The organism is Streptomyces sp. AK08-02 (assembly GCF_033795085.1).
Lineage (GTDB): Bacteria > Actinomycetota > Actinomycetes > Streptomycetales > Streptomycetaceae > Streptomyces > Streptomyces echiniscabiei.
Map to the genome: position 1 here is coordinate 892,199 of NZ_JARAZV010000001.1, position 24,506 is coordinate 916,704.

At 68.0% G+C, this 24,506-nt stretch carries 20 protein-coding genes and 4 pseudogenes; 9 read left to right on the forward strand and 15 right to left on the reverse strand.

What is annotated here, in order from left to right; all coding sequences use genetic code 11:
- Positions 1-298 precede the first annotated feature (298 nt).
- A complete protein-coding gene (locus PV734_RS03700) occupies positions 299-1,009 on the reverse strand; it encodes an SDR family oxidoreductase (RefSeq protein WP_319098739.1) in 711 nt (236 codons plus the stop codon).
- Between the two features lie 126 nt (positions 1,010-1,135).
- On the opposite strand from PV734_RS03700, the gene PV734_RS03705 reads away from it, so the two are divergent.
- A complete protein-coding gene (locus PV734_RS03705; RefSeq protein ID WP_319098761.1) occupies positions 1,136-1,504 on the forward strand; it encodes a MerR family transcriptional regulator in 369 nt (122 codons plus the stop codon).
- Between the two features lie 103 nt (positions 1,505-1,607).
- On the opposite strand, the pseudogene PV734_RS03710 reads toward PV734_RS03705, so the two are convergent.
- From PV734_RS03710 to PV734_RS03745, 8 genes and pseudogenes are all read right to left on the reverse strand, one after another.
- Positions 1,608-2,287, reverse strand: a pseudogene (locus PV734_RS03710) (IS5/IS1182 family transposase).
- A 489-nt stretch (positions 2,288-2,776) separates the two neighbouring features.
- The gene (locus PV734_RS03715) at positions 2,777-3,163 is read right to left on the reverse strand and encodes a hypothetical protein (protein ID WP_319098738.1); all 387 of its coding nucleotides are present in this window, start codon (positions 3,161-3,163) and stop codon (positions 2,777-2,779) included.
- Positions 3,164-3,503: 340 nt separating this feature from the next.
- A pseudogene (locus PV734_RS03720) lies at positions 3,504-4,427 on the reverse strand (ISAs1 family transposase); the annotation flags it as partial.
- Between the two features lie 65 nt (positions 4,428-4,492).
- Positions 4,493-5,008, reverse strand: coding sequence for a DUF3592 domain-containing protein (locus tag PV734_RS03725; RefSeq protein ID WP_319098864.1), 516 nt, complete (start codon positions 5,006-5,008; stop codon positions 4,493-4,495).
- 45 nt (positions 5,009-5,053) lie between these two features.
- Positions 5,054-6,103 (reverse strand): LLM class flavin-dependent oxidoreductase, encoded by a 1,050-nt coding sequence (locus tag PV734_RS03730; RefSeq protein WP_319288743.1) that lies wholly within the window; start codon positions 6,101-6,103, stop codon positions 5,054-5,056.
- Between the two features lie 298 nt (positions 6,104-6,401).
- On the reverse strand, positions 6,402-6,938 hold the full coding sequence (locus tag PV734_RS03735) for a heme-binding protein (RefSeq protein WP_319098862.1): 537 nt from the start codon (positions 6,936-6,938) through the stop codon (positions 6,402-6,404).
- Between the two features lie 272 nt (positions 6,939-7,210).
- Entirely contained in the window at positions 7,211-7,774 is a 564-nt protein-coding gene (locus PV734_RS03740; RefSeq protein WP_319098861.1) for a MarR family winged helix-turn-helix transcriptional regulator, read from the reverse strand.
- Between the two features lie 1,304 nt (positions 7,775-9,078).
- A complete protein-coding gene (locus PV734_RS03745) occupies positions 9,079-9,750 on the reverse strand; it encodes a DNA-binding response regulator (protein WP_319288744.1) in 672 nt (223 codons plus the stop codon).
- A 72-nt stretch (positions 9,751-9,822) separates the two neighbouring features.
- On the opposite strand from PV734_RS03745, the gene PV734_RS03750 reads away from it, so the two are divergent.
- On the forward strand, positions 9,823-10,671 hold the full coding sequence (locus PV734_RS03750) for an aldo/keto reductase (RefSeq protein WP_319098859.1): 849 nt from the start codon (positions 9,823-9,825) through the stop codon (positions 10,669-10,671).
- 47 nt (positions 10,672-10,718) lie between these two features.
- Here the strand turns inward: PV734_RS03750 and PV734_RS03755 are convergent, their stop codons facing one another.
- Together PV734_RS03755 and PV734_RS03760 are read right to left on the reverse strand one after the other, a co-directional pair.
- Positions 10,719-11,921 carry an IS110 family transposase gene (locus tag PV734_RS03755; protein WP_319288733.1) on the reverse strand — a complete coding sequence of 401 codons (1,203 nt, stop codon included), beginning with the start codon at positions 11,919-11,921 and terminating at the stop codon, positions 10,719-10,721.
- Between the two features lie 501 nt (positions 11,922-12,422).
- Positions 12,423-13,445 carry a winged helix-turn-helix domain-containing protein gene (locus tag PV734_RS03760; RefSeq protein ID WP_319098826.1) on the reverse strand — a complete coding sequence of 341 codons (1,023 nt, stop codon included), beginning with the start codon at positions 13,443-13,445 and terminating at the stop codon, positions 12,423-12,425.
- A gap of 1,012 nt (positions 13,446-14,457) precedes the next feature.
- Between PV734_RS03760 and PV734_RS03765 the strand changes: the two genes are divergently transcribed.
- Both PV734_RS03765 and PV734_RS03770 read left to right on the forward strand, forming a co-directional pair.
- Positions 14,458-18,057: a helix-turn-helix domain-containing protein gene (locus PV734_RS03765; RefSeq protein WP_319288745.1), complete on the forward strand. Its 3,600-nt coding sequence runs from the start codon at positions 14,458-14,460 to the stop codon at positions 18,055-18,057.
- Positions 18,023-18,154: a hypothetical protein gene (locus PV734_RS03770; protein ID WP_319098823.1), complete on the forward strand. Its 132-nt coding sequence runs from the start codon at positions 18,023-18,025 to the stop codon at positions 18,152-18,154. The genes PV734_RS03765 and PV734_RS03770 overlap by 35 nt, the downstream gene beginning before the upstream one ends.
- Positions 18,155-18,387: 233 nt before the next feature.
- Here the strand turns inward: PV734_RS03770 and PV734_RS03775 are convergent, their stop codons facing one another.
- Positions 18,388-18,891 (reverse strand): MarR family transcriptional regulator, encoded by a 504-nt coding sequence (locus PV734_RS03775; protein ID WP_319288773.1) that lies wholly within the window; start codon positions 18,889-18,891, stop codon positions 18,388-18,390.
- Positions 18,892-18,977: 86 nt separating this feature from the next.
- On the opposite strand from PV734_RS03775, the gene PV734_RS03780 reads away from it, so the two are divergent.
- Complete coding sequence (locus PV734_RS03780) at positions 18,978-19,847, forward strand: alpha/beta hydrolase (protein ID WP_319288746.1); 870 nt, start codon at positions 18,978-18,980, stop codon at positions 19,845-19,847.
- Between the two features lie 160 nt (positions 19,848-20,007).
- Here the strand turns inward: PV734_RS03780 and PV734_RS03785 are convergent, their stop codons facing one another.
- Positions 20,008-20,880: an IS3 family transposase gene (locus PV734_RS03785; RefSeq protein WP_319288747.1), complete on the reverse strand. Its 873-nt coding sequence runs from the start codon at positions 20,878-20,880 to the stop codon at positions 20,008-20,010.
- A gap of 212 nt (positions 20,881-21,092) precedes the next feature.
- On the opposite strand from PV734_RS03785, the gene PV734_RS03790 reads away from it, so the two are divergent.
- Positions 21,093-22,295 carry an IS110 family transposase gene (locus tag PV734_RS03790; protein WP_319288748.1) on the forward strand — a complete coding sequence of 401 codons (1,203 nt, stop codon included), beginning with the start codon at positions 21,093-21,095 and terminating at the stop codon, positions 22,293-22,295.
- 5 nt (positions 22,296-22,300) lie between these two features.
- Here PV734_RS03790 and PV734_RS03795 read toward each other — a convergent pair whose 3' ends face one another.
- Together PV734_RS03795 and PV734_RS03800 are read right to left on the reverse strand one after the other, a co-directional pair.
- On the reverse strand, positions 22,301-22,609 hold the full coding sequence (locus PV734_RS03795) for a transposase (protein ID WP_415924141.1): 309 nt from the start codon (positions 22,607-22,609) through the stop codon (positions 22,301-22,303).
- Positions 22,610-22,670: 61 nt separating this feature from the next.
- Positions 22,671-22,820: pseudogene (locus PV734_RS03800) on the reverse strand (IS5/IS1182 family transposase); the annotation flags it as partial.
- Positions 22,821-22,873: 53 nt separating this feature from the next.
- Between PV734_RS03800 and PV734_RS03805 the strand changes: the two are divergent.
- The 3 genes and pseudogenes from PV734_RS03805 to PV734_RS03815 all read left to right on the forward strand — a co-directional run.
- A pseudogene (locus tag PV734_RS03805) lies at positions 22,874-23,104 on the forward strand (transposase); the annotation flags it as partial.
- Between the two features lie 198 nt (positions 23,105-23,302).
- Positions 23,303-23,692, forward strand: coding sequence for a hypothetical protein (locus PV734_RS03810; RefSeq protein ID WP_319098821.1), 390 nt, complete (start codon positions 23,303-23,305; stop codon positions 23,690-23,692).
- A gap of 331 nt (positions 23,693-24,023) precedes the next feature.
- On the forward strand, positions 24,024-24,464 hold the full coding sequence (locus PV734_RS03815) for a hypothetical protein (protein ID WP_319288749.1): 441 nt from the start codon (positions 24,024-24,026) through the stop codon (positions 24,462-24,464).
- The last annotated feature ends 42 nt before the right edge of the window (positions 24,465-24,506 follow it).

Consider the following 24,506-nt stretch of genomic DNA (forward strand, 5'->3'; position numbering starts at 1 on the left):
TGCCTGATCCCAACCGTCACCTACGAAGCCACGGGACGGATCGTCAACATCACGTCCGCCAGTTACTGGACCGTGCCGCCTCCCTTGGTCGCCCATGTCTCGGCCAAGGGCACTACGAGAGCCCGGCGGTAGGCGTCACTTGAGTCTTCTCGTGGTGGGTAGGTGTCCCAGCTGTCGCGCGGCGGACGCGCGGCGGACGCGCGTGCGGAGCGTGACGAGTACACATGGCCGCGCCCGGCTGATCCGTAGGTCCTCGAACGTCGGCTGACGCCTGGCCGGGCGGGCTGCTGCCGGAGGGTCAGGCGGCGGGAACCGCCTGCGGATAGAGCACGCTCGGGTCGGCGGACAGGGCCGACTTGAGCTGGACGGAGTTGTTGTCGGCGAGGATCTCCATCTTCCCGGCCTCGATACCGTCGAGGGCGGCGCGCACGACATCGGCGGGGTCGTTCTTCTCCACGTCCCACCCGGCCATCATGTCGGTGTCGGTACTGGCCAGGTGCAGGCCCGTCACCGCGGTTCCCTGGCCCGCGAGTTCGAGGCGGATGCCGTTGGTGAGGCTCCACGCCGCCGCCTTCGACGCGCTGTAGGCGTTGGCCCCGTCGTAGGCGAGCCAGGACATCGCCGACAGGACGTTGAGGATGGCCCCGCCGCCGTTGGCGGCCAGGACGGGGGTGAACGCCCGGACCACGTTGAGGGTGCCGAAGTAGTTGGTGTCCATCTCCAGCCGGATCTTCTCGGGGTCCCCGGTGACGAGGTTCTGCTGGGTGAAGACGCCGGCGTTGTTGATCAGGAGGGTGACGTCCGAGGCCGTGCCCGCCGCGGCGGCAACCGAAGCCGGATCGGTGATGTCCAGCGGCAGCACCTCCACACCGGGGAGGTCGACGAGGCGGGGGGTGCGCGCGGTCGCGTAGACCTTGGTGGCGCCCCGGTGCAGGAGCTGTTGGGCGAAGTGCCTGCCGATGCCGCGGTTGGCGCCGGTGACGAGGGCGACGGAACCGGTGATCTTCATGGGGAGTCTCCTGGCAGTGGTGAGGTGATTCCTGCCCGTGCTGTCCGGGCTGTTCACGGGCTACGCTAGAACCTGACGTTGACGTCAGAGGCAAGAAACGTGATCCAGGTCATAGAGGGGGCGTTGGTGCGCATCGGTGAGCTGGCCTCAAGGGTGGGCGTGAGCGTGCGGGCGCTGCGCTACTACGAAGAGCAGGACCTGCTCGCCTCGGTGCGCAGCCCCAGCGGTCAGCGGCAGTACCCGGACAGTGCGGTCGACCGCGTCCAGCTGATTCAGCAGTTGTACTCCGCAGGGCTGCCGAGCAGGGCGATTCTGGAACTGCTGCCGTGCGTCGAGACCGGTGACGTGACCCCCGCGCTGCTCGACCGGCTGTCGGCCGAGCGGGACCGCATCGATACGCAGGTCAGCACTCTGGTGAAAACCCGGGACCGGCTCGACGCCATCATCACCACGGCTGCCACAGCCAGGAGCGCGGGCCGGCCCTGCCCTCGTTGAGCAGCGCGCCTTCCCCAGGCATGCGGCAGTGCTTGTCCGCCCGACACAGACGGACGGCCGTCGGCAGGCGTCACTTGAGTCTCTTGGTGGTGGGCCGTCCGTCTCAGCGGTAGAGCGGGGTCGCGCGGCGGATGAGCATGCGGAGCGTGACGATTGCGGCGGACAGGTAGAGGTAGAAGTCCACAGCGCACTGGCGCTTCTCGGTGCAGCGGCCGAGCTTGCCGAAGCCGTTCATCCGTGCGTGGCTGCGCTCCACGACCCGCCTCTTGCCGGCCTGGACGGTGCGGGCACGCCCTTGCGGCCGATCTCGCCGGTGAAGCCCGGTTCCTCGAGCGCGGCTCGGGTCTTGTCACTCGGCACGCCGCGGGCTTCGGTGGCCACCGAGTGCTTCAGGCCCTGCCTGCCCCGGTCGACCGGGGAGCGTCCGGCTCTCTCGCCGCCACAGGGAGCCTTGGTGACGCACCCGTCGACGGACAGCTCATGGAGTTGGAGGCCGGTCATGAGGTCGTACGCCTGCACGGCCAGCCCGTGGACCTGCTCGGCCATGCCCAGCTGTGACCAGTACTTGACGGGGCGTCGGATGGTGCGGTCGGAGCACTGTCGGTCGGCGATCCGCTCGTATCCGGAGCCGTGCACCACGGCGGCGATGACGCGCTCGAAGACAATCCGGTCCGGGATGCGCGGGTTGTAGCAGCCGAGCGGACGGGTATCGACGTGCTCGGGCAGCAGCGCTGCGAACTGGTGCCACAGAGGTTTGACCAGGCATGATGGCAGGACAGGCACGAGCCCTCTGGCGATCACTGAGCGTCAAGAACTCCATGATCACCCAGGCTCGTGCCTGTCTTGCCTCCGGGTCGTCACACGGCCATTCGCCACACCTACCGCCGGGCTCTCTACGTCAAATCCCGCAAGCGCGAGTGGGAGCAGGCGCGGGGATCCCTTGGCCGAAATCCGGGTCAACCGGTGCGGCCGTTCTCCTCGACCCTCGGTATTCCCGCCGCGTAGTGGGAGTTGATGAACTTCTGTGCCTCGATGACCATCTGGTCGGCCGCGCTGTGTCCTTTCACGATCTCCGGTGCGGGCGGGAACGGGACGGACGGGACGGCAGGATCAACAGCCCGCCGAACTCGCAGTCGTAGGCAGGGGACGGGCCGCACCCCCGCAGCCGGCCCGTCCCGCCGTCGCCCGTGATGTCCGTCCGGACCCTGTCGCCCGGCACACCGGCAGTCGCTCGCGAACTGCCGTGCAGCGGCCGGGTTTTGCTACGCGGAGTCAGCAGGCCGGAACGCCGTCGATCCAGTTGGTGGTGTTGACGATGTAGTAGCTGGCCATGTAGCCACGGTGGCCGCTCGCGGTGAGGACCCACACCCAGTACGGGTTTCCGCCGACGACCTGCGCGCCCTCCTGCTGGCAGTACACGTACACCTGGGCCGGGCTGCCCACCGTGGTCTGCACATCCGGGCAGTTGGAGGCCGACGGGTACAGGTAGCACTGCTCTCCGCCGCCGGCCCGGACGTTGATACCGGAGCCCCACACGCCGTAGAAACCCTCGCCGTGACCGGTCGCGTGGGCGGCGCCCGCCGCGCCGACGACGAGGCCCGCGGTGGCGGCGACGGTGGATGCCATGGCCACGGCGGCGGCTTTCAGGGAACGGATCATGAGTGACTTCTCCTTGGGAGTGGTGACGGTCGGCGCGGGCACGGCCCGGAACACGTGGTTCGGGCGGGGCACGTCGCTGACCTGCGGCCGGCGACGTGGACAGACCCTAGCCAGACACCGGACGCCGAGGGTCCTGACACATGTCAGGGCAACCGCGTTCCACGGGGCCCGCCGTTCCGCGCCTTCGACCCCAGCGAGACCACCCTGGTCACAGCGGTGGGAGAGGGCCTCATCCTGGCATCCCGCCCTTGGCGAGGTTGCGTCAGGTGGCCATGGCGTGGGGTGCGTTGCCGGTTCGCAGCTGGGAGGGGTCCTCGGTGAACGTTGTGTCGCGGACATGGTGCGGTGCCTCGATCTTGCGGTGACCGCGGATCGGAGCGGCGAGCTGGGTCGCGGTGGCCTGGGTGTGTTGCTGAAGCGGGATGTCCATCCAGGGAAGGGACTTGAGCTGTCGGTGCAGCCTTCTCTGGATGGCCTTGGCGATCACGATGTAGTGGGCGCCCGGGCCGAGGACGCAGTCGGCGTGCTCGCGCTGGGTGTGAAGTGCGTCGCTGGTGACGACGGTTCCTGCCAGGTCGCCGACGGTGTCCAGCAGTGGCTGGAAGCAGGTGATCTCGTTCGTCTTCTCGCCGACGTCGAGTTGGGCCAGGACCAGGCCGGTGGTGTGCTCCAGTGCGGCGAGCAGGTGGATCTTGCGGCCCTTCGCCTTGGCAGCGCCGCGCAGGCCTTTGCTGTCGACCGCGAGGCCGCGCAGCCCGGTCGCCTCCAGGCGTCGGTCGGCGAGCCGGCCTCCGACTGCCCGGTCCAGTGCGGCGCCGTCGATGCGGTCCGGCAGCCGCCGGACCGTCGTTTCCGCAGGCAGGAGCCGCTTCGGGAACAACGGGGCGAGGCGTATGCCGAGATGCACCAGGATATTCGGCGGGGCGTCGGTGATCCACTCGCCGACCGCCGACAGGGAGGTCGTCCCCGCCGGAACCGCGCACGCGGTCAGCGCGAGCACGGTGACCGGAGCGTGCCGTAGGCCGCCTGGGTCGTCTCGCGGGTCGGGCACCTCGCCCAGCCGTTCCAGCAGGCCCGGCACCTCGGCGGATACGGCCTCTCGATGCTCGCGGAGCTGTCCCAGGGCAGGCGGGATCACGACGATACGTCGACAGGCACGGTTTTCCACTCGGATCACGGGGCGTAGAGAACTTCCATGATCTCGGAGATCTCGGAGGCCGCGCCTGTCGCGTTCCGGGGCACCGCTGAACTGGCAGATCGTCACGAACCGGGTGCCGCCCGGCTACCACCGGAGCCCTGCGTGGCCGGACACTCCCGGGGCATCTCACTTCATGGTTCGATCCATATGTTTGGATCGGCGGCGGCCGACGCGTAAGCCTGGAGAACCATCACTCCGATGGAGGCGATGCCCGCCAACACGATGAGGAAGACACCGAGGATGGCAAGGATCTGCAACAACTCAGCGAGGGCCGTCCTTTCGCGCTCGGCCACAACCACGGCGCTCGCAGGCTGGTCAGGCAGATAGGCGACCGTCAGTTCGTCACCTACGCGGGTTGTCGCAGGGGGTGACGGGTCTTCGAAGCGTATGGGGTCGCTATCAGGGCCAGCAAATTCGAGGACGAAACGCTTCTTTGGCGGACGAACCCGATCCGGTTGAGCGTGAGCAGGCTGGGGAGCCTTGTGGCAGGAACGGACACAGCGGGCCGTAGTGCGCCTGCCGATGCGTACAACTCGTCGGCGTCGGCTGCTTTCCCTGAGAACACCGCACGCCACGAGGCAACCCAGGACGGCGAAGAGCCCCACCACCACGAGGAACACCACGGTGAGTGCATTGAACACGGCCACGGATGCTCTTTGCCCGAAATCGGCCTGCCGGAACCCGGAAACCCGTCAGGGCTGGGCCGCGAGGTGTCGCAGGTGTGGCATGACATCTTCGGCGAACAGATGCATCGTCTGGCGCGACTGCTCCCGCGGGATGAACCGCGAGCGCATCACAAGGATCAGTCGGCGGATACCGCTTGCCTGCACGCTGCCTGCCATCTTGTCGAGCACCGTCGAAGGTGAACCGTGGAATCCGCCACCGGTGAATACCGGTAGATAGGACCTGTCGGACTCCGGAGCTCTGCGGTCGATCATTGTCTTCAGGCCGTACTCGTAGGCTCGTTCGGCGATCTCCGCCGCTTCCTTGTCGGTCGGCGCGACGATGATTCCGGTCGCGGCCATGCAGTTCGCGCCGCTGCGTTCGTGGCCTGCCTCGTAGGCCGCCTCCAGATAGCGCTGCAGGATGGCCCCCGCGTGCGGACCGAGTATGCCGAAGAGGTTGTCCCCTTCGCGGCCGATCTTGGTGACCGACTCGGGCTTGAATCCCGCAACCCATGGGCGGAGCGGGTCGCCGAATGCCTTGGGATAGACCGTTGACGGCACGTCGATGCGGTTGAACTTCCCCTCGAACGTCACCCCGGGCTCGCTCAAGGCCCTCCTGAGGAGTTCGATGCCCTCGTTGAACCGTTCCTCGCTGTCCTCTGCGCTCAGGCCGTAGCGGGCACGCTCAACCGCGAAGTTGCCCTTGCCGACGCCGATCTCGGCTCGTCCGTTGCTGAGGATGTCGAGCATGCCCGCCTCCTCGGCGAGCCGCCACGGGTTGTGGAACGGCAGGATGCTCACGGACTGGCCGAGCCGGAGCCTGCTGGTCCGGGCTGCGAGGGCCGCGAGATACAGCATGGGTGAGGGAGCGAGCGTCCACGCGTCGAAATGGTGCTCGGTGAGCATGAGCCCGTCGTATCCGAGCCGTTCAGCCTCGACCGCGTCGTCGAGCGCGCTCTCCATCGCCTCCTGTGCAAGGTCCGGGTCGTACTTGTCCGGCGTCCAGTCGCCCTCGTACTGAACCGGGTCGGTGCGGACGAACTTGACGATGCTCGGATCGTCCTCCAGCCGGGGCACCCTGTCGGTGCCCGTTCCTGTGGGCGCAGGCGGTGCGGACATCAGCACACTTCCTCTCGATCGGGCACAGCCGCAACACCGGCTGAGGGATCTTGAACAGATAAGGGCCTTCCGGTTTGGTGTGGATTGTGAGGTCCGCACCGAACCGGAAGGCCTCGTGACTTTCAGTCGTGCACTCTTGCCCGAGACTGGTCGCCTCGCTCGACGAGCTGTGCGGTCGAGAACGTCTGGCCACTGGAGCCGGCCGCGCGGGGCTTCCAGGTCTCCCGCCCACGGCCTGGCGATGGGCGGACGAAAGTCAGAGTGCGCTCAGCGCGGCGCGGGCTACCTCGTCGTCCTGGGCCGGGGTGCCTCCGCCGACGGCGAGGGCGCCGATGAACTGGCCGTTCTCGAAGATCGGCCGACCGCCGGGCAGCAGGCTGGCACCGCTGGCTACGAAGGAGGCGATCTGGCCTGGGTCCTTGATGTTGGTGGCCAGGTCGGCGGTGGCGGTCCGGTAGGTGCGCGCGGTGTGTGCTTTGTGCGGTACCAACTCGGCCGCCGCCGAGCTGTTGTTGTCCATGCGAAGGGACGCCTTGGCTTCACCGGCGGAGTCGACGACCAGCACATACATGGGGGGAAGCTTCTTGTCCCGCACGTACCGGACGGCCGCCTCGGTGAGCCGCTGAGCCTGGGCGAGGCTGATCGTCCGCGTCGCGATCGATCCACCGCTGCCGGTGGCGGCAGAGGCGTTGCCGGCAGCCATCTGGCTGATCGCCAGCCCGCCCGCTACTGCTCCCGCTATCCCGAGCATTCCGCGTCTCGTGGCTGCGGTGTTACCGGATTCCTCTGTCATGGCTTGCTCCTGTGTCTCTGCGTGGAAGGCTCGTACGCATCTCAGGGCCGTTTTTGGGCGTCATGCCCGCGTCGACGGGCGGATTGATGCCCGTGACCATGGATGGCTGGCCCGAACGGCGGGTGATGGCGTGGGTGCCACGCCCCGCCGATCACTTCATGCGTGAAGTTATATCGGGATGTCGCTTCACGGCGCAACTGATTCCGCGAAGTGATCTACTTCATGCGTGAAGTGATGCCACGGGATCGAAGCGGGGCGTCACGGCCTCGGGCTCAGCGGAACTCGGCGCTGCCCGCGGCCTGCGCGATGCGCCTCGCGATCTGGGCCATCTGACGCACCTGTGCGGGGGAGAGGCAGTCGAAGATGAGGCGGCGAACCGCGGTGACGTGGCCCGGGGCGCTGAGCTCGAGCTTGGCCGTCCCCGCGTCGGTCAGGCAGGCCAGTGTGTAACGGCCGTCGGTGGGGTCGGGGCGGCGGGTGAGCCAGCCGCGTCGCTCCATGCGGGTCGCGACCTGTGACAGACGCGGCAGCTGACCCCCGGTGAAGTCAGCCAACTCGCTCATGCGGAGGGTGCGTTCGGGGGCCCGAGACAGCCCTACGAGGACCTGGTACTCGAAGTGCGTGAGCCCGGCGTCGCGCTGGAGCTGCCGATCCAGTGCCGCAGGCAGCTTGGTGACCATGCCGGCCAGGGCCATCCAGGCGTGGAGCTCCTCCTCGGTCAGCCACCGGATCGGTTCCGCGGCCTCGCCGCCCCCTGCCGACTCGGCTTGCGCGCCAGGGCTGTCTTCGCCGGCGGGTGCGCTGCGGGTCCGCTTCACGGGGCGGTTCTCTACCATGAGCAGATTCTATGCGCGGGGGAGGACGGATGACCTTCCTCGCGAAGCGGCCGACGATGCGGTCAAGACAACGGCCCACGGAGAGGCAACTGGCCGGCGATGACCAAAGGTGGGCTCGCGGCTCCGCCCGGACGACGCCCAGGCGATCACGCCCGCTGAGTGCCTGTGTCACATCCTCTTTGCGCAGGTCACGAGGCAGGAAGGATGATAGTGATCCCGTTTGCCGTTCGGCTGGGCGTCGATGGTCGCTGGTCCGAACGGCAGCGGCGGCGCGTTGGTGATGGGGCCTTTTGAATACCCCCACCCTGTACTCAGGGACGAGACGGACATGCTCGCCTCGTTTCCCACTCGTTGCTCGCGGGTGGCAGGTCGCGATCCGTTTCGCTCGTCTGAGCCCCATCCGACCGATGAGGTCGTGATCGCCCTGCCCGGCCGCGCTGGACGCAGCCACCAGCGTCTGCCGCCTCGGCAGAACAGCGGCACAAGGTCTGAGAGCTCGTCCGAGCTGCCACTGGACGCTGCTCATCGTCCCGACCCAGTCCCGCCCCAGCGTGACCAGCTCGTCGTAGCGCTGCCGGGTCACACTGCCGACCATCCCGGTCATATCGCCGGGCCGCGCGCGCTGCACGTGCCAGGACCGTTTGCGGCATGCGGGAGAGCAGTAGACCGCCGAGACCGGATGGTCGACCCCGACCCTCCACACCGCCCCGCACTGCGGACACGAGGCCGTCAAGTCGGCCTTCACCGCCTCGGTCCTCGACCGAGCCCGACGCATCCGCCGCCAGTGCCTCGAACGGCACGCGTCCTCACAGAACACCGCCGTCGACCTCGCCGACGGCATCAACGGCCCACCGCACCCTCGGCACAACCTCGGCCCGCGCCCCTCAACCGCGACGGCGACCAGACGCAGCCGGGGTACCCCGTCCCTGCCCATACGACCACCGTACGGCGAGCGACACCTGCGGCCCAGCCGTCGCTCCGGGCGGGTCCGCCCGAAACAACGAGTCCCTGAACTGCATCAACAGACCACTCGACTTGTCATGCAAGGACCTGACACAGGCACTGAGGCCGGGATGTGCAACCGGGTCGGCGGATGGCACCACCCCGGCGACCGTCACCACACGGAAGTAGAAGACGCCGGGCATGCGGTCGGCCTGGCGATGGTGATTGGTCGCCGGACAGGACACCACCGGACACCAGAGGACGTCGGGCCCGAGGCACCGCCGACTTCGGTCGGACGGGACCTCCACCGCTACGGCCCGAACCTCGACGCCTGACTCGCTTCGGCTTGGGCGAAGGTCTGCTCACCCGCGGGTCAGGCCCAATTCGCCCGCGCGCAGTCCGGCCTGGAAGCGTGAGTCCGCGCCCAGGGTGACAAGGAGCTCGGCGACTCTGCGGCGGTAGGTGCGCAGCGACAGGCCAAGTTCGCGTGAGGCTGTCACGTCGGTCATTCCCGAGCCCAGTGCGTACAGCACCTCGCGGGCTCGAGGCTCGATCCGGGGCCGGTCGGCGTCGAAGAAGGCCGCCAGGTCGGTGGCCGACTCCCACACGGCTTCGAACAGCGCGTACACCCCGCTGACCAGGGCGGGTTCGGCGCTCATCGTGTACGTACGGTGCCGGCGAACGTGAGTGGGCGAGGGCGAGGGCACGGGGTCGGTGAGGAACATGGTTCGCCGGTCGATGAAGACCGTTCCCTGGGACAGCGGGGTAGCGGTGATCCGCACCTGCATGCCGCAGGCGGTCATCTCGCGCAGTACCTCCCGGTCGCGCTCGTCGGCGAGCACGGCGGGACTGTACAACTTGCGGGCCTGAGCTGTTCCGTCACGTCGTATCCGCAGGCGGACGGACTCGCGGGCCTTCGGCCAGGTGTCGAGGTCCCGCGCGGCGCTCGCCCATTCCGCGTCGAACGACTCCACCAAGGGCTTGATCCGCGCGTCGAGCTCAAGATCGCCTTTGAGGGCCATGTGCTGGGGCATGCGCTCATTGTGCCTCTGGCAGCAAGCTGCCACAGCCTCGCCGACAGGTTGCGGGACATGCAGGCTGGGGCCATGAGCAATGTATTCCGCCTCGGCGGCGACCTGGCCGTCAACCGGCTCGGCTTCGGCACCATGCGTCTCCCGTCCAAGGAAGGCATGGGTGGTCCGGCCCGCGACCCCGAGACCGGCCGTGCCGTACTGCGCCGTGCCGTCGAGCTGGGCGTCAACCTCATCGACACCGCCGATTTCTACGTCAGCGCCGGTGGTGCGGTGCGCGCGAACACCCTGATCCGTGAGGCGCTTCATCCTTACGCGTCCGACCTGGTCATCGCCACCAAGGTGGGCCCCATCGCCGGCCCCGACGGCTTCCGCCCAGCCGCCCCGGCCGACATGCGCGGCCTCGTGGAAGCCAACCTCAATCGCCTGGGTGTGGACTGTCTCGATCTCGTCTACCTGCGCATCGGGCGCATGACACCCCCGCAGGGCGAGTCACTCGCCGAGCGCTTCGAGGCGCTCGCCGCGTTGCGGAAGGAGGGCCTGATCCGTCACCTCGGCCTCAGCAACATCGACACCGCACATCTGGCGGAGGCCCGCGAGATCGCCCCGGTCGTGGCAGTGCAGAACCAGTTCCACGCCGCCAAGCGCGATGACATGCAGCTGCTGGCCGCCTGTGAGAGGGCCGGCATCGCGTTCGTGCCCTTCTTCCCGATGGGTGGTGGCAGGGAACTCGACGACGAGCGACTGGCCAAGGTCGCGGCCCGGCACGGCGTCACCGTGTCGCAGACAGGCCTGGCCTGGCTGCTGACCTCCTCCCCAGTGACCCTGGCCATCCCCGGCACAGGCTCCCTCTCCCACCTGGAGGAGAACATGGCCGTCGCCGGAATCACCCTCAGCGAAGAAGACCTCGCCGACCTCGTCTGACATTCGAGGGCTGTCGAAACACCTCAAGGAGAATCTCAATGACCGTGTCAAGCCGCCTGCGTGACCGGCGGGACGGAGGTGAACAGCCTCATGTCACGCAGCATGGCCCACAGGACGTCGACCCGGCGGCGGGCGAGCGCGAGCAGCGCCTGAGTGTGGATCATGCCTTCGGCGCGTTTCTTGAGGTAGTAGTCCCGCGACGGGCCCGGTCGCATCATCGCGGACTGTGCGGACATGTAGAACAGCCAGCGCAGGCGCCGGTTGTAGCGTTTGGGGCGGTGGTGGTTGCCGGTGCGGCGGCCGGAGTCGCGGGGCACTGGGGCCAGGCCGGCATGCGAGGCCAGGCGCCCGGCGTCGCGGTAGCCGGACAGGTCACCGACGATGGCGACGAACTCGGCGCCCAGGATCGGGCCCATGCCCGGCATCGACTCGATGATCTCGGCGCGGTCGTCGGCGCGGAAGGTCTCGCGGATCTCCCGGTCGTTGTCCTTGATCCGCTCGTCCAGGGCCAGGAGCTGGTGGGCGAGGTCGCGCACCAGCTTGGCCGCCTGCCCCTCGCCGGGCAGGGCGGTGTGCTGGGACTGGGCGGCCTCGACGGCCTTGGCCGCGATGTCACCGGCGCCGCGAACCTTGCGGCGTTCCAGCCAGGTGGTCAGCCGCTTGACGCCGATCCGGCGCAGTGCGGCCGGGGTCTGGTATTCGGTCAGCATCACCACCGGGCCTCTGGCCGCGGAGTAGTCGAAGGCCCGTTCCAGCGCAGGGCAGATGCCCACCAGCAAGTCGCGCAGCCGGTTGACGAGCCGGACCCGGTCGGCGATCAGGTCGCGCCGGTAGCCGGTCAGCAGCTGCAGCGTGGAGACCAGCTCCGGCGGAGTCTCGATCGGGGTGAAGTCGCGGCGCATGCGGGCCTGGTCGGCGATGACCAGGGCGTCCTTGGCGTCGGTCTTTCCCTCGCCGCGGTAGGCGCCGGTCATCCGGTTGACGGTGCGGCCGGGCACGTAGACGACTTGCTGGCCGTGCGCGATGAGCAGGGCCAGCAGCAGGGCGGAGGCCCGGCCGGAGATGTCCACGGCCCACCGCACCTCGTCGGCCTTCTCTCGGGCCGTGTCGATCAGAGTCAGGATCTGGGCCTCGTCGTTGATCACCTTCGTCGAGAACAGCGCCTCGCCGCCGGTGTCCACCGCCACCGCCCAGTGGTGGCCCTTGCCGGCGTCGATGCCGACCCATATCCGCGCGTGCCGGGTAGTCAACCGCGTCGCTCCGTTCCTCCGTGACCAGCACTTCCACGGCCCGAAGAACACTCCGCCGACAGGTCCTTAACCAGCGATGCCCGCAGTTCTCAATCAGCAGTCGGAGCGTCCCAGAGGACCGGGCGGCCATTCTCCTGGAGCCATCAACGGCAAACCGTCATCAGCCACACCCGGTCCTCCCGGACCGCCCAACATTCTTAAGGAAGCGTCATGAGCATTGTTGTGATGACCGGGGGGCGTGGTAGCGGGTGACCCACCGGAACACTGCGAGGCGGGCCTCATGGACCTCTGCGGATGACGTCTGACCGCAACAGCACCCCTTGGACTCATTCATCCAGGAAGCGGCCCCTGTGAAAATGCGGCAGTCCGTCTGTATCCGCCGCGTCGTCCCGTGCGCCCTTCTGATCTGCGAAATCGCCCCTGATTGAGCACCGTGAAGCATCACGACCGGCAATAACCGGCAACGCATCGCCACGTGCGATGCCGACGCTCAGCCGCGGTTCAATGCGCCGAGAGCCGCGTGATCGGGTGCCTCGGGTGGTTGAGGAGGTCGTTTCCCAAAGGGGTCAGGGAGTGGCGCACGGTGCGTTGTTGCCGACGGCTGTCGGTAAGTCCTGCCTGCCGCAGGACAGTCGCGTGTTCCGATGCGGAAGCCGCGGAGATGTCCAGTTGCCGGGCGAGTTCGGCCGTGCTGCTGTGCGGCGCCTGCGCGAGGGCCAACAGGACACGGGCCCGAGTACGCCCGAGTGCCGCTGCCAGGCCCCGGTCGATTCGGGTGTCGAGGCTGCCTCTGCCCGGTGCCGAATGGTGGGCTGGATCCCAGGAAGCGGGATGAACGAGGACCGGCGTGTCACAGTCGTTCAGCTGTACCCGTGGGCTCGGCCAGCAGAAGAAGTGACCGCTGATGATCAGACCGCGCCCCTGCAGCCGGAACGTGGATTCGTGACGGGACGGCAGGACGAGGAACGGAGGTTTCCAGGTGACGGACGGGTGCAGTGTGTGCAGGAACGCGTCCACCCCTTTGGAGGCGAGTGTTTCGGCACGCAGCGCACGATCTGCGTCGAGCACCGTCCGAATCGCGGGAGCGAACGAGCGTACCGCAGCGTCGTAGTAGGCCTCGAGATCGTCGACGAGGACATCCAGTTGCGGGTCCCCGGCCTCGGCCAGTCGGCCGCCCCAATCGGGTAACGGGTGATGGCCGGACAGCCGGGCCAATTCTCGGCGGACGCGTAGGCGGGGTGTGGCCCTGATAGCGTCGAACGCTCCTGCTTCGGGCCAGGCACGGTCAACCGGTGTGAGGAAATCGGGCACCCACCCGTCTGCAGGTACCAGGGCCTTGAGCACCGCACCAGGCTGGATGCCACGCGTACGAATGGCCTCCTGCCACGCTTGGAAGCGCATAGCCCGGTCCCCGCGCCGCAGGACCTGCAGGCTCATCACAGCCTCGCTCACGGGTAGATGCACCGGGCGGCCGATCGCCAGCCGGCCCAGGTCCCGTTGACTGAATTCGATGCGAAATGTCATGGCGCAGGCTCCCGTTGACATACAGCTGGCTGCCGCCGAGTCCTCGTGTGTTCTGCGGCCGACACCGACTGGCTCGCAGGCATCAACGGATGGCGCCTGTCACTGAGTTTGCGCATCACTCGTCGATCGAAGGTGCGCGAAAGGTCACCGAAAGGCGGCAACACGCCCGTAGTGATCCCGTGCGTGGTGCGTGGCCTCAGGACAACCGCGGGGTTGTCCTGCTCTCCTCCCGGAGAACGCCGATGGACGTCGCGGGCTCGGTTCTGGTGGCTGCTGTACCCGGGTTCGTATCGAGCGGTCACGGGCGAAATGCACAAGGTGGGCCGGCGTCTCCATCCAGTGTGCGAACTCAGGGAGCAGCTGTTCCACGGGCGGCGTCGGCCGCATGAGCGACGTACCGGTAGGCGGACTGCACTGACACCTTGGCTCGCGACGGTGTCCGGCTTACGTTCCCGCTGCTCGCCCGGCCGGCCGATTTCGACGGTTGGCCGGTGCCCACTGAAGCCCCACAAGTGGGCCGGAATGACCGGCACTCCGATGTCTGGGCGGTTCACCTCTGCGTCCATCGCGTCGACCGGAATGAAGACCGAACAGTTCGGATCTCCCGTAGGCCCGGACTTCGCCAGGTCGCGCACGGCCGGGGTCCTGCCTGCTGTTGTGACTGCTCCGAGCCTGACAAAAAACCTCCAACAAGACGATGCGCGCGATTTCCAGGTCAAGACGAGAAGCCGACGGATGCCGCGCGGGAATCAACCCACCGCGAGGTGGCAAGCGTTAGCGGCCCTGCAGGGAGATGCGGTGTCAACATCGGCTCCTCGGACTGCTGTTCGGTGCCGACCGGAAACCAGCTTCCCTGCGGGATCCTTGTTGCGCACACCCAGGCGCCGCGTGAAACAACTCGCCAGGCGGCTGGCCGGAGCTGCTCTTCGACTGAAACGCGCTGGTCATAGGTGAACTTGATGCACAGTGGGTCGAGGTTGGGTGCATCGACAAGGTCGACAGGGGGATGGGGATGGGCCGCCGAGAGGGGGCACTGGATCCGGAAGCTGGTCCGGTGCAACGTTTCGCTTTCGCGTTGCGCACGCTGCGCCAGGAAGCGGGCGGCTTGACCTACCGGACCATGGCGGAGCGCGCGGGCTATTCCGTGGCGACGTTGTCACGAGCGGCAGCCGGAGAGCAGCTGCCGTCTCTCGACGTGGCACTGGCCTACGCGCGGGCCTGCGGTGCGGACGGGGCGGAATGGGAGTGGCGCTGGCGCACGGCAGCCGAGGAAGCGGCTGCCGTGCGGAGAACCGATGAGGACATGCAGGCGCCGTACCGTGGGCTGGCCCGTTTCGAAGCCGTGGACGCGGGTGTGTACTTCGGGCGGGACGAGCTGGTGGCTCAGCTCGTCGAGCGGATGCGCACTCGCCGTCTGGTCGCCCTCGTCGGCGCTTCTGGAAGTGGCAAGTCCTCGTTGCTGCGCGCAGGGCTCATCCCCGCGCTGCAGCGGGAGGAGCCCCTTGACCGCCGCCCGACAGGTATCCGGATCCTCACCCCAGGGGCACAGCCGATGTCGGTCCATGCCACCGCGATCACGCCCTCTCCGGGACGCGGCGACACGGTCGTCATCCTCGACCAGTTCGAGGAACTCTTCACCCTGTGCTCCGATCGCGCCCAACGCTCGGCCTTCCTCGACCGGCTGGTGACGGCCACGGAGCCGATGAGCGGGCTGCGGGTGGTGATCGCGGTGCGCGCGGACTTCTTCGGCCACTGCGCGGAACACCATCAACTGGCTGCTGCATTACGTGACTCCGCCCTGCTCGTCGACCCGATGGGCCCCGCCGAACTTCGCGATGCCATCGTCAAGCCGGCAACTGCCGAGGGACTGATCGTCGAGCGAGAACTGACCGCGAAGATCATCGAGGATGTCAACGAACGACCGGGCGGTCTACCGTTGATGTCCCACGCCCTGCTGGAAACCTGGCGCCGCCGCAGAGGCCGTGCTCTGACTCTCGCCGCCTACCAGGCGGTGGGCGGCGTCGAAGGCGCCATCGCCCGAACAGCGGAAGACCTCTACGCTCGGCTGTCAGCACCCGAAGCCAGGCACGCCCGCCGATTCCTGCTGCGCCTGATCGCCACCGGTGAAGGCACGCAAGATACAAGGCGCCCGGCGCACCGCGAAGAACTCGATGCCGAAAGCTCTCCCGTGGCCGCGGACGTGCTTGAGCTGTTGGTCAAGGCGCGGCTGATCACGGTCGACGGGGGCACCGTCGACCTGGCGCACGAGGCTCTTATCTCCGCCTGGCCCAGGTTGCGGGGGTGGGTCGATGCGGCACGGGAACGCATTCACCTCCAACATCAGCTCAGGGAAGCCGCCCGCGCATGGAACTCCCTGGGCCGCGACCCGGGGGCCTTGTACCGCGGCGCCCGCCTCGCCGCCGCCGAGGAAGCCTTCGCCGATCCAGGCACAGCCGAGGATCTGAACGGTCTGGAACGGGACTTCCTCTTCAGCAGCACGACCGCTCGCGACCGTGAGCGCTTCGTTGCCGCGCGCACGACCCGCCGTCTGCGCCGCTTCAGCGCCACACTGTCCGTCCTGCTCGTGGTCGCTCTCACCGCGAGTGCGGTCGCCTGGAAACAGTATGGAGTGAGTGAACATCGACGGGATGAAGCCCTGACCGCACAGAAAACCGCTGTGTCCCGTCAGCTGGCCGCGCAGTCAGCGGCTCTCCTGGGCGACGACCCCGATCTCGCCATGCTTCTGGCCGTGCAGGCTTACCAGACCCGTCCCACGGCAGAGGCCGTCTCCACCCTGTACTCCGCGGCCGCCCTCCCGCTTCGGCACCGGCTGACCGGTTCCGATGCCCCTGTCAGTGCGGTGGCATTCAGCTCCGACGGCCGTTCGGTGGCTGCCGGTAGTTCCCATGGCCAAGTACGGATGTGGAATACGGCGACCGGCAGCCTTCGCACGGTCTACCCCGCTTTCGCAGGAGGCGTCACAGGTCTGGCCTACCGTCCGGACGACCGCCTCCTGGCCGTCGGCGATGCCCACGGGATGCTGCACATGGGGAACGTTGCGGTGGCCCGGAAGGTCTGGACCGTTAAGGATCATGCAAGCGATCCGGGACCGGCGGCCGTCAGCTCTGACGGCAGTTCAGTGGCTGCCGGCGGTTCCGACGGGCGTGTACGGCTGTGGAATACGAAGACGGGTACGGTTCGCGACGCCTTCTCCGTCTCCCCGCCTGGCGTGACGTCGATCGCCTTCAGCCCGGACGGCCACCTGCTGGCCGTCGGCGACTCGGGTGGAACTGTCCGGTTGCGCGACCTGGTTCACGGCACCACCCGTGTGATCCGGCGAGAGGAGGCCGGCTCAGTGTCATCGATGGCTTTCAGTCCCGACAGCCGCCTACTGGCCGTCGGCGGTGTCGACGCTCTGGTGCAGCTGTCTGACGTGACGACGGGGGATCTCCGTACCCGGTTCGCCGGGCACGACGGGCCGGTGCGGGCGCTGGCGTTCAGCCCGGACGGACGCCTGGTGGCCACGGGCGGTGACGACCGCACGGTGCGGCTGTGGGAAGCGGCCACCGGCACGAGTCGGGCCGTCCTCACCGGCCACCTCGACAGCGTTTTGTCGATGGCGTTCAGTGCGGACGGCAGCACGCTGGCCACCGGAAGCCGTGACCGCACAGTCCGGCTGTGGGATCTTGCTCGGCAGACGCCCGACAGCAGGCGAACGGGGTCCGCCTCGTTGTCGAGCATCGCCTTCGCTGAGGACGGACGCACATTTGCGACCGGTGATGTCCGTGGAACAGCGCGTTTCTGGGACACGGCCGGCGAACGGCCGCGCGGCACCCGCACTGTTGGTGTCGGCACCGTGTCGTCACTGATTCGTCGTCCGAGCGGTCAGACGATGGCCGCCTTGATCACCGGTGACGGCCGCTCCGTACAAGTATGGGATGCGCGAACCCGCATGCTCCGCACGGTCGTGCGCCGCCGCCCCCCTTCCGACACACTGCTGGCGACGGCGCTGAGTCCCGACGGGCGCGTTCTCGTCACCGGCGGGACGGGCGCGCGTATGCGTCTGTGGGACGTAGCCACAGGGAGGAGCCGGGCCGTCTTCGACAGACAGACAGACGTCGTGGTGTCTCTCGCCTTCAGCCCGGACGGACAGATACTTGCCTCCGCCGGCGCCGACGGCAAGGTACAGACATGGAACCTCGCCACCGGCGCGAGACATGCCGTCCTCACCGACCTGGCAAGCTCGCTGGCGTTCAGCCCCGACGGCCGCACCCTCCTGGCTGGGCACGCCGACGGGACAGTGCGAGTGTGGGACCTGGCCACACGCACGGTCCGCGCCACCTTGAGTGGGCCTCGACATGCCGTGTACGCGTTGGCTGTCAGTCCTGACGGACACACACTCGCGGCCGGCAACAGCGACGGCACGATCCAGCGTTGGAAGCTCGCGCTGCCCCGCCCGCTTCAGGCCATCGACATGATCTGCGACGCCGTTCTCCGAGACCTCACCCAGGAGGAACGCTCCCGGTACCTCAGGGACCCGACATCAACTTCCACATGGGGTTCGCCCGAGTGCGCCCATGGGGCTGAGGGCCGAGGAGGGCTGGCACCGTGACCTGGAGACCGATCGTCACACCCTGCCCGAGCTCACCGCGCTGCTCCACCTCGACACCGGAACGCTCCGCAAGAACTGGTGCTGGAATGGCGGTTGACCCCGCGCCGCCACAGGAGGACCGCCGACAGGAACAGTAGTGGTCCCCCAGGGGCAGGGCCCAGACGAACGGTGAGTCGGCCTTGCCGAGGCACCTTCGAGACGCGGCGACAACACCTGGAACTTCTTGGAGGTCGCGCGTACAGGCGGTCGGCAGACGGGGACCGGCACAGTTGCATGATCATGGAGTTGCGACGCTCTGCGACCACCGGAGTTCCTGTGCCCGCGCCGCCATCACGGTTGACCGAACCGCTGTGGGAACGCCTGTGGTGTTGGCGACATCCCAGCGGTGGCCGCAGGCGTCGACGTGTCGTGGCCGGGAGCAGCTGCTTGAAGGGCAGTGGTCAGGTAGCGGTGAACGATGTCCAGTTCGCCCGGAGTGAAGTCTTCGGCGGCCTCGACCAGGTTGGCGATGAGCGGGCCGAAGAAGGACCGGCCCAGCTCCACGGCTTTCTGTTCCACCGTCAGCACGACGCGTCGTCGGTCGTTCTCATCGCGCCTGCGACGGACGAGCCCAAGGCGCTCCAGACGGTCGAGCAGGGCGGTGGTGCCGGCGGAGTTGAGCCGCAGCGCCGTACCGAGTCGTCCCGGGGTGACGTCGGTGCCCGCCCGGTCGGCGTCAAGCAGGTGGATGAGGGCCCGCAGATCGGTCGGGTGCAGGCCGTTTCGCGCGGCGAACTCGGCGCCGCGCAGATCGAATTCCACGGTTACTGCGCGCAGCAGGTGGACCAGCCGCATCACGGGGTCGATGGGATCACTCACCGGGCTAGTATCTCGCTGAGCGAGATACTAGGTCAACGAGACGATTCCTCGGGAGGCTCACCGTGCCCTCATCCCAAGACTTCTTCGCCGCCTACGACGCACTCCTCGCCCGCTGGCCCACCGGCACCACCGAGATCGACGTTCCCACCCCGTACGGCACCACCCGTGTCCACGCCTACGGTCCTGCAGACGCCACCCCAATCCTCCTTCTGCACGGCGGCGGCTCCACCGGCGCGGTCTGGTTCGCCAACGCCCCGGCACTCGGCACGCACCACCGGGTACTGGCCGTCGACATCCTCGGCGACGCCGGACGCAGCATCCCCGGCGGGCGCCCACTGCGCACCACCGCTGACCTGATGGCCTGGCTGGACGCACTGCTCGACGGCCTCACCGTGTCCCGCACACACCTGCTGGGCCACTCCTACGGCGGCTGGATCGCTCTCACCTACGCCCTGCACGCCGCACGGCGGGTCGATCGGCTGGTACTGCTCGACCCGACCCAGTGCTTCGCCAACTTCCGCCCGAGTTTCCTGCTGCGCTCGCTGCCGATACTGCTGCGCCCGACCCAAGCCCGTGCGCGCGCCTACCTGGACCGCGAGACCGCGGGGACCGACACCGACCTGGACTGGAAGCGGGTCTACGCCTTGGCGGTCTCGGGCTTCACGAACCGGAAACTGGTCGTCGGCCGTCGCCCGGACCCCACGGCGCTGAACGTCCCGCTCCTGGTCCTCCTCGCCGCCCGCAGTGGCACCCACAACGCCGCGAACGTCGCAGCCCGCGCCCGCAAGGCTGTACCGGACGCCCGGATCGAGATCCTCGCCGAGTTCACCCACTTCGCCATGCCCACCGCCGCGCCGGCGCAGACGAACCACCGGATCACCGATTTCCTGGCAGACCACCAGGAGAAGCACGCCGCCCCGGGCGCAGTGTGAAGGAGACCAGGCGGAGCGGAATGCGCTGAGCTCGGAGGTCACGTAGGTAGGCGTGTGGTCATGGAGGGCGGTTGGGGCGTTCGTCCCAGCGGTGGGTCGTCCATGCCCGACGGATCTGTCTGAGCTTGTTCCGCTTTGACGGACACCATCGGTGTGGCGGTCAGGCTGCGAGCGCGGTCTCGTATTCGGCGGGACTGCGGTAGCCGAGGCTGCTGTGCAGTCGGTGCAAGTTGTACCAGCCCTCGATGAAGTCGAAGATCGCGGTGCGGGCAGCGGCCCGGCTGGGCCAGGAGCTCGTGTCGAGCAACTCCCGTTTGATGGTGGCGAAGAACGACTCGGCGAGCGCGTTGTCCCAGCACTGACCGGTGCGGCCGACGGACAGGCGGACGCCGAACTCCCTTGCCAGTGTGGCGAATTGCTGACTGGTGTACTGGCAGCCGCGATCCGAGTGGAAGATCACCGGCCGCGCGGGGCGACGCTCGCGGCAGGCCGCCGTGAGGGCGTCGGCGACCAGTTCGGTCCGCAGGTGGTCGGCGGTCGCCCAGCCGACCACGCGGCGGGAGGCGATGTCGATGACGGTGGCCAGATAGAGCCAGCCCTCGTCGGTGGCAACGTAGGTGATGTCGCCGCACCAGCGGGTGTCGAGGCCGTCCGGGTCGGGTGCGAAGTTGCGGGCGACGAGGTCGGGCCGGGCGGCGGCCCGCGGGTCGGGGATCGTCGTCAGCCGCCGTCGTCTGCGGTGGCGGCCCTGCAGCCCGGCGTCGCGCATCAGTCGGGCGACGCGGCGCCGTCCGCAGTCCTCGCCCTGTCGTTGCAGGGCGGCATGGACCCGCGGGACCCCGTAGGTTCCACGGGACCGCTCGTGGACTTCCGTGATCTTCTCGGTGAGCTCGGTGTCCCGGACTGCCCGCGGACCGGGCTTGGCGGTGCGGCGGGCGTAGAAGGCGGTTCGGGAGACCTGCAGCAGTTCACACGCCCGCTTGACGCTGTGACCGCCATGCTTTTCCGCCTCGATGAACGGGTGTACCGTCACCGGGTCTCCGTAAGTTGTTAGGCGGCCCGGGAGGGCCGGATGTGGCTGACCGGTTCTTGCCAGTTGTGGCTCCGAAGGAGTGGCCGTCCGGCTCTCCGGGGCGCCCTGGCTGCTGATTGAGATGTGCGCGCTTCGTGCGGTCGCTGATTACGGAGATGACAGCGGGGTGTTCCTTGGGCCGACGGCAGGCTGTTCGGCTTGAGGAGGGGCGAGTGAGCGATCGAAGGCACCAGGTCTGGGCAGGCGTGGACGCCGGCAAGGGCCATCACTGGGCGGCGGTGGTCGACGAGACCGGTACCACGCTGTGGTCGAGGAAGATCGACAACGACGAGTCGGCGATCTTTGCCGCGCTTGGCGAAATCCTGGACCTGGCGGACGAGGTCTGCTGGGCGGTGGACATCTCCGGGACGTCCTCCGCGCTGCTGCTGGCCTTGCTCGCAGCCCACGGCCAGCGGGCCGTCTACGTGCCCGGACGCACGGTCAACCGCATGTCGGGCGCCTACCGGGGTGAGGCGAAGACCGACGCCCGTGACGCCTACGTCATCGCCGAGACCTCCCGTCACCGCAGCGACTTCGCCACGATCGACGTGCCCGCCCAGCTGGCCGCCGATCTGGCTCTGCTGACCGCCCACCGATCGGACCTGGTGGCCGACCGGGTTCGGATGATCAACCGGCTGCGTGACGTGCTGACCGGGGTCTTCCCCGCTCTGGAGCGGGCCTTCGACTACTCGCATCACAAAGGCGCCCTGGTCCTGCTGACCGGCTACCAGACCCCGGCAGCCATCCGCCGCCGTGGGCGGGCCCGGCTGACGGCTTGGCTGGCCAACCGCAGCGTTAGGGGCGCAGACACGGTCGCTGTGACTGCCGTGGAGGCTGCTCAGGCCCAGCCGACCGCACTGCCCGGCGAAGATGTCGCCGCGCAGATCGTCGCCGACCTGGCAGCTCAGATCCTGGCCCTGGACGATCGCCTCAAGCGGATCGACAAGCAGATCCATGAGACGTTCCGCAGCCACCCGCAGGCGGAGATCATCGAGTCTCTGCCCGGCATGGGCCCGATACTCGGAGCCGAGTTCGTCGTCGCGGCTGGAGACCTGTCGGCCTACACCGATGCCGGCCACCTTGCCTCCGCGGCCGGACTGGTGCCCGTTCCGCGTGACTCCGGACGCCGCACGGGCAGCTTCCACCGGCCCAAGCGCTACAGCCGCCGTCTGCGACGGGTGTTCTACATGTCCGCGCAGACCAGCATGATGCGCGAGGGACCGAACCGGGACTTCTACCTCAAGAAACGCGGCGAGGGCTGCAAACACGTCCAGGCCGTCATCGCTCTGGCCCGTCGACGAGCGAGCGTGCTGTGGGCCCTGTTGCGTGACGGACGGCTCTTCACCCCCGCCCCACCGGTCACGCAAGCGGCTTGACTTCGTCATTGAGACTCCTTCGCGAAGAAAGCTGTCGCCCGCTTGAGGACCTCGACGTCCTCGCGCAGCCGGCGGTTCTCCCGCCGCAACGCGGCCAGTTCCTCGCGTTCACTGCTGGTCAGTCCGTCGCGTTCGCCCGCGTCGACTTCGGCCTGGCTGACCCACAGCCGCACTGCCGTCTCGGTCAGATCGAAGTCCTTGGCGATCTGACCGACCGAGCGGTCACCGCGCCGGCACAGCTCGACGATCTCGGCCTTGAACTCCGGCGTGAACGAACGGCGAGGCCGAGGCTTCTTCTTCCCCATGCTCTCCATGATGGACATCCTCCCGGGGCAGAACCCCTGATCTCGGATGTCCGTCAAAGCGGTTCAAGCCCAGTCTTCGTACGGCGATGACGGTGTCGACCAGGTCGAAGAAGGCGTCGATGACAGTGGTGGCCCGGCGCTCATAGCGGCGGGCGAGACGCTGGAAGGCGCTCTGCCAGGCGTGGGCCCCTTCGACATGCCACCTCTGGCTTGCCTGGATCGAGTCGGCTCGAAACACCATCTGATCACCGAAGGGCACGGCACCACGACATCTACCGCGGCCAGGTCCGAGCCCGCGGGGTCGTGCCCGCCGTCGGCAGACGCGGCGCTCTGCACGGCACGGGACTGGGCACCTACCGGTGGGTCGTGGAGAGGAGTCTCGCGTGGTTGCACGGCTTCCGGCGTCTGCGGATCCGGTGGGAACGGAGAGCCGACATACACGAAGCATTCCTCAAACTCGCCTGCTGCCTCATCACCCACCGACAACTCGGCTCACTGTGTTAGCCGTTGTCAGCCAAACGGATCGTCCACCCGAACGTGCTCAGGCCGGTGCTGGGCCGCGTACCGCGCGGGCGATGGCCGGCACGATGCCGCGGGTACGACCTGCGATTCGGGTGAGCCCGAAAGGTGATGCGTCGTTCCTTCGGCACTCCTAGATTCGGTGAAGTCAGCAGACAGGGTCTCTTCAAGGAGAGTTTGACTATGACTGAAAACCGCGGCGAGAGCCGTCGGACATGGGTGCGTAGCATGGTGGCAGTCGTCGCCGGCTTTTCGGCCGTTCTCACAATGGCCTCCACCGCCGATGCAGCCGCAGAAAGTGCCGGGGCCGGCGCAGCGGCAGTCAGCTGCCCGTACAAGTACTTCTGCGCGTACCCGGGAGAGAATTTCATCGGAACGCCTATTCTCATGTTCAATTGCCGCGAATACGAGATTCCGTGGTCAGGTGTCGGGTCGTGGATCAACAACCAGACCCCGGGGACCCGCGCGCAATTCAGGAGTTCCGACCACGTGACGCGCTGGTCGGATGCCGGTGCCTACGACTCGGATGCCTCTGCCGACTGGTCCTGGGTCTGGTGGGTGAAGCCCTGCTGAGGCGCGACTGGCCGGTGGCTCGCCCGCGAGGGGACAGCGCACGACTGATAGGGCAACGGTCCTGCTGGGAGCACCTGCGGCGCCGGGCGACCGGCACATGATCCCGGAAAAGACCGACAGGGCGGCCGCCCGCAGCGCGAAGCCTCACGCTGCGGGCGGCCGGACGGAATTCTTCCTGCAAGAACTTCGGCGCTCGGGGCTGAAAGCTGGGCCTGCTCGGTCGCCGAGGCAGCGAATGAGAGCCCTGAACCGTCAGCGAATCACACCAATCCCACTCTGCGCGGACGGCAATGTCCGGCCGTCCCGTCATGAGACCAACAGGGGGAACACCATGAAGTCGACCCGCCGTAAGGCAGCCACCGCCGGCGCTCTTGCCGTTGTGGCTCTGGGCGGCACGCTCGCGGCGATTGCCCCGGCTTCGGCCGCTGCAGCCGGCGCGTACAACGGAGCGTGCGGCAAAGGGTACGAGGTCTTCACGTCAACTCCGATCACGTCCTCGCAGACCACCGTGGCCGCCACCACGTACGTGGCCTACAGCTCCGTGGACAAGCAGTGGTGCGCCGTCACGGTGCGCAACAAGCCCGGCGCCCGCGTGTTCATGGAGGTCACTCTGGATACCTGGCCGACCAGCAGTACCCCGGCGAGGGACGCCGGCTCCTACACGACCTTCGCCGGCCCGGTGTACAAGGACCTCCCCAAACCCGGCCTGTGCATGACCTGGAGCGGCGCGATCGACATCTACTACAACTCCGACAGAGGCCTGTGCCCCTGATCCAACGGCTGCCGGCCCGGTCGACTTCTGGGCCGGCTACGC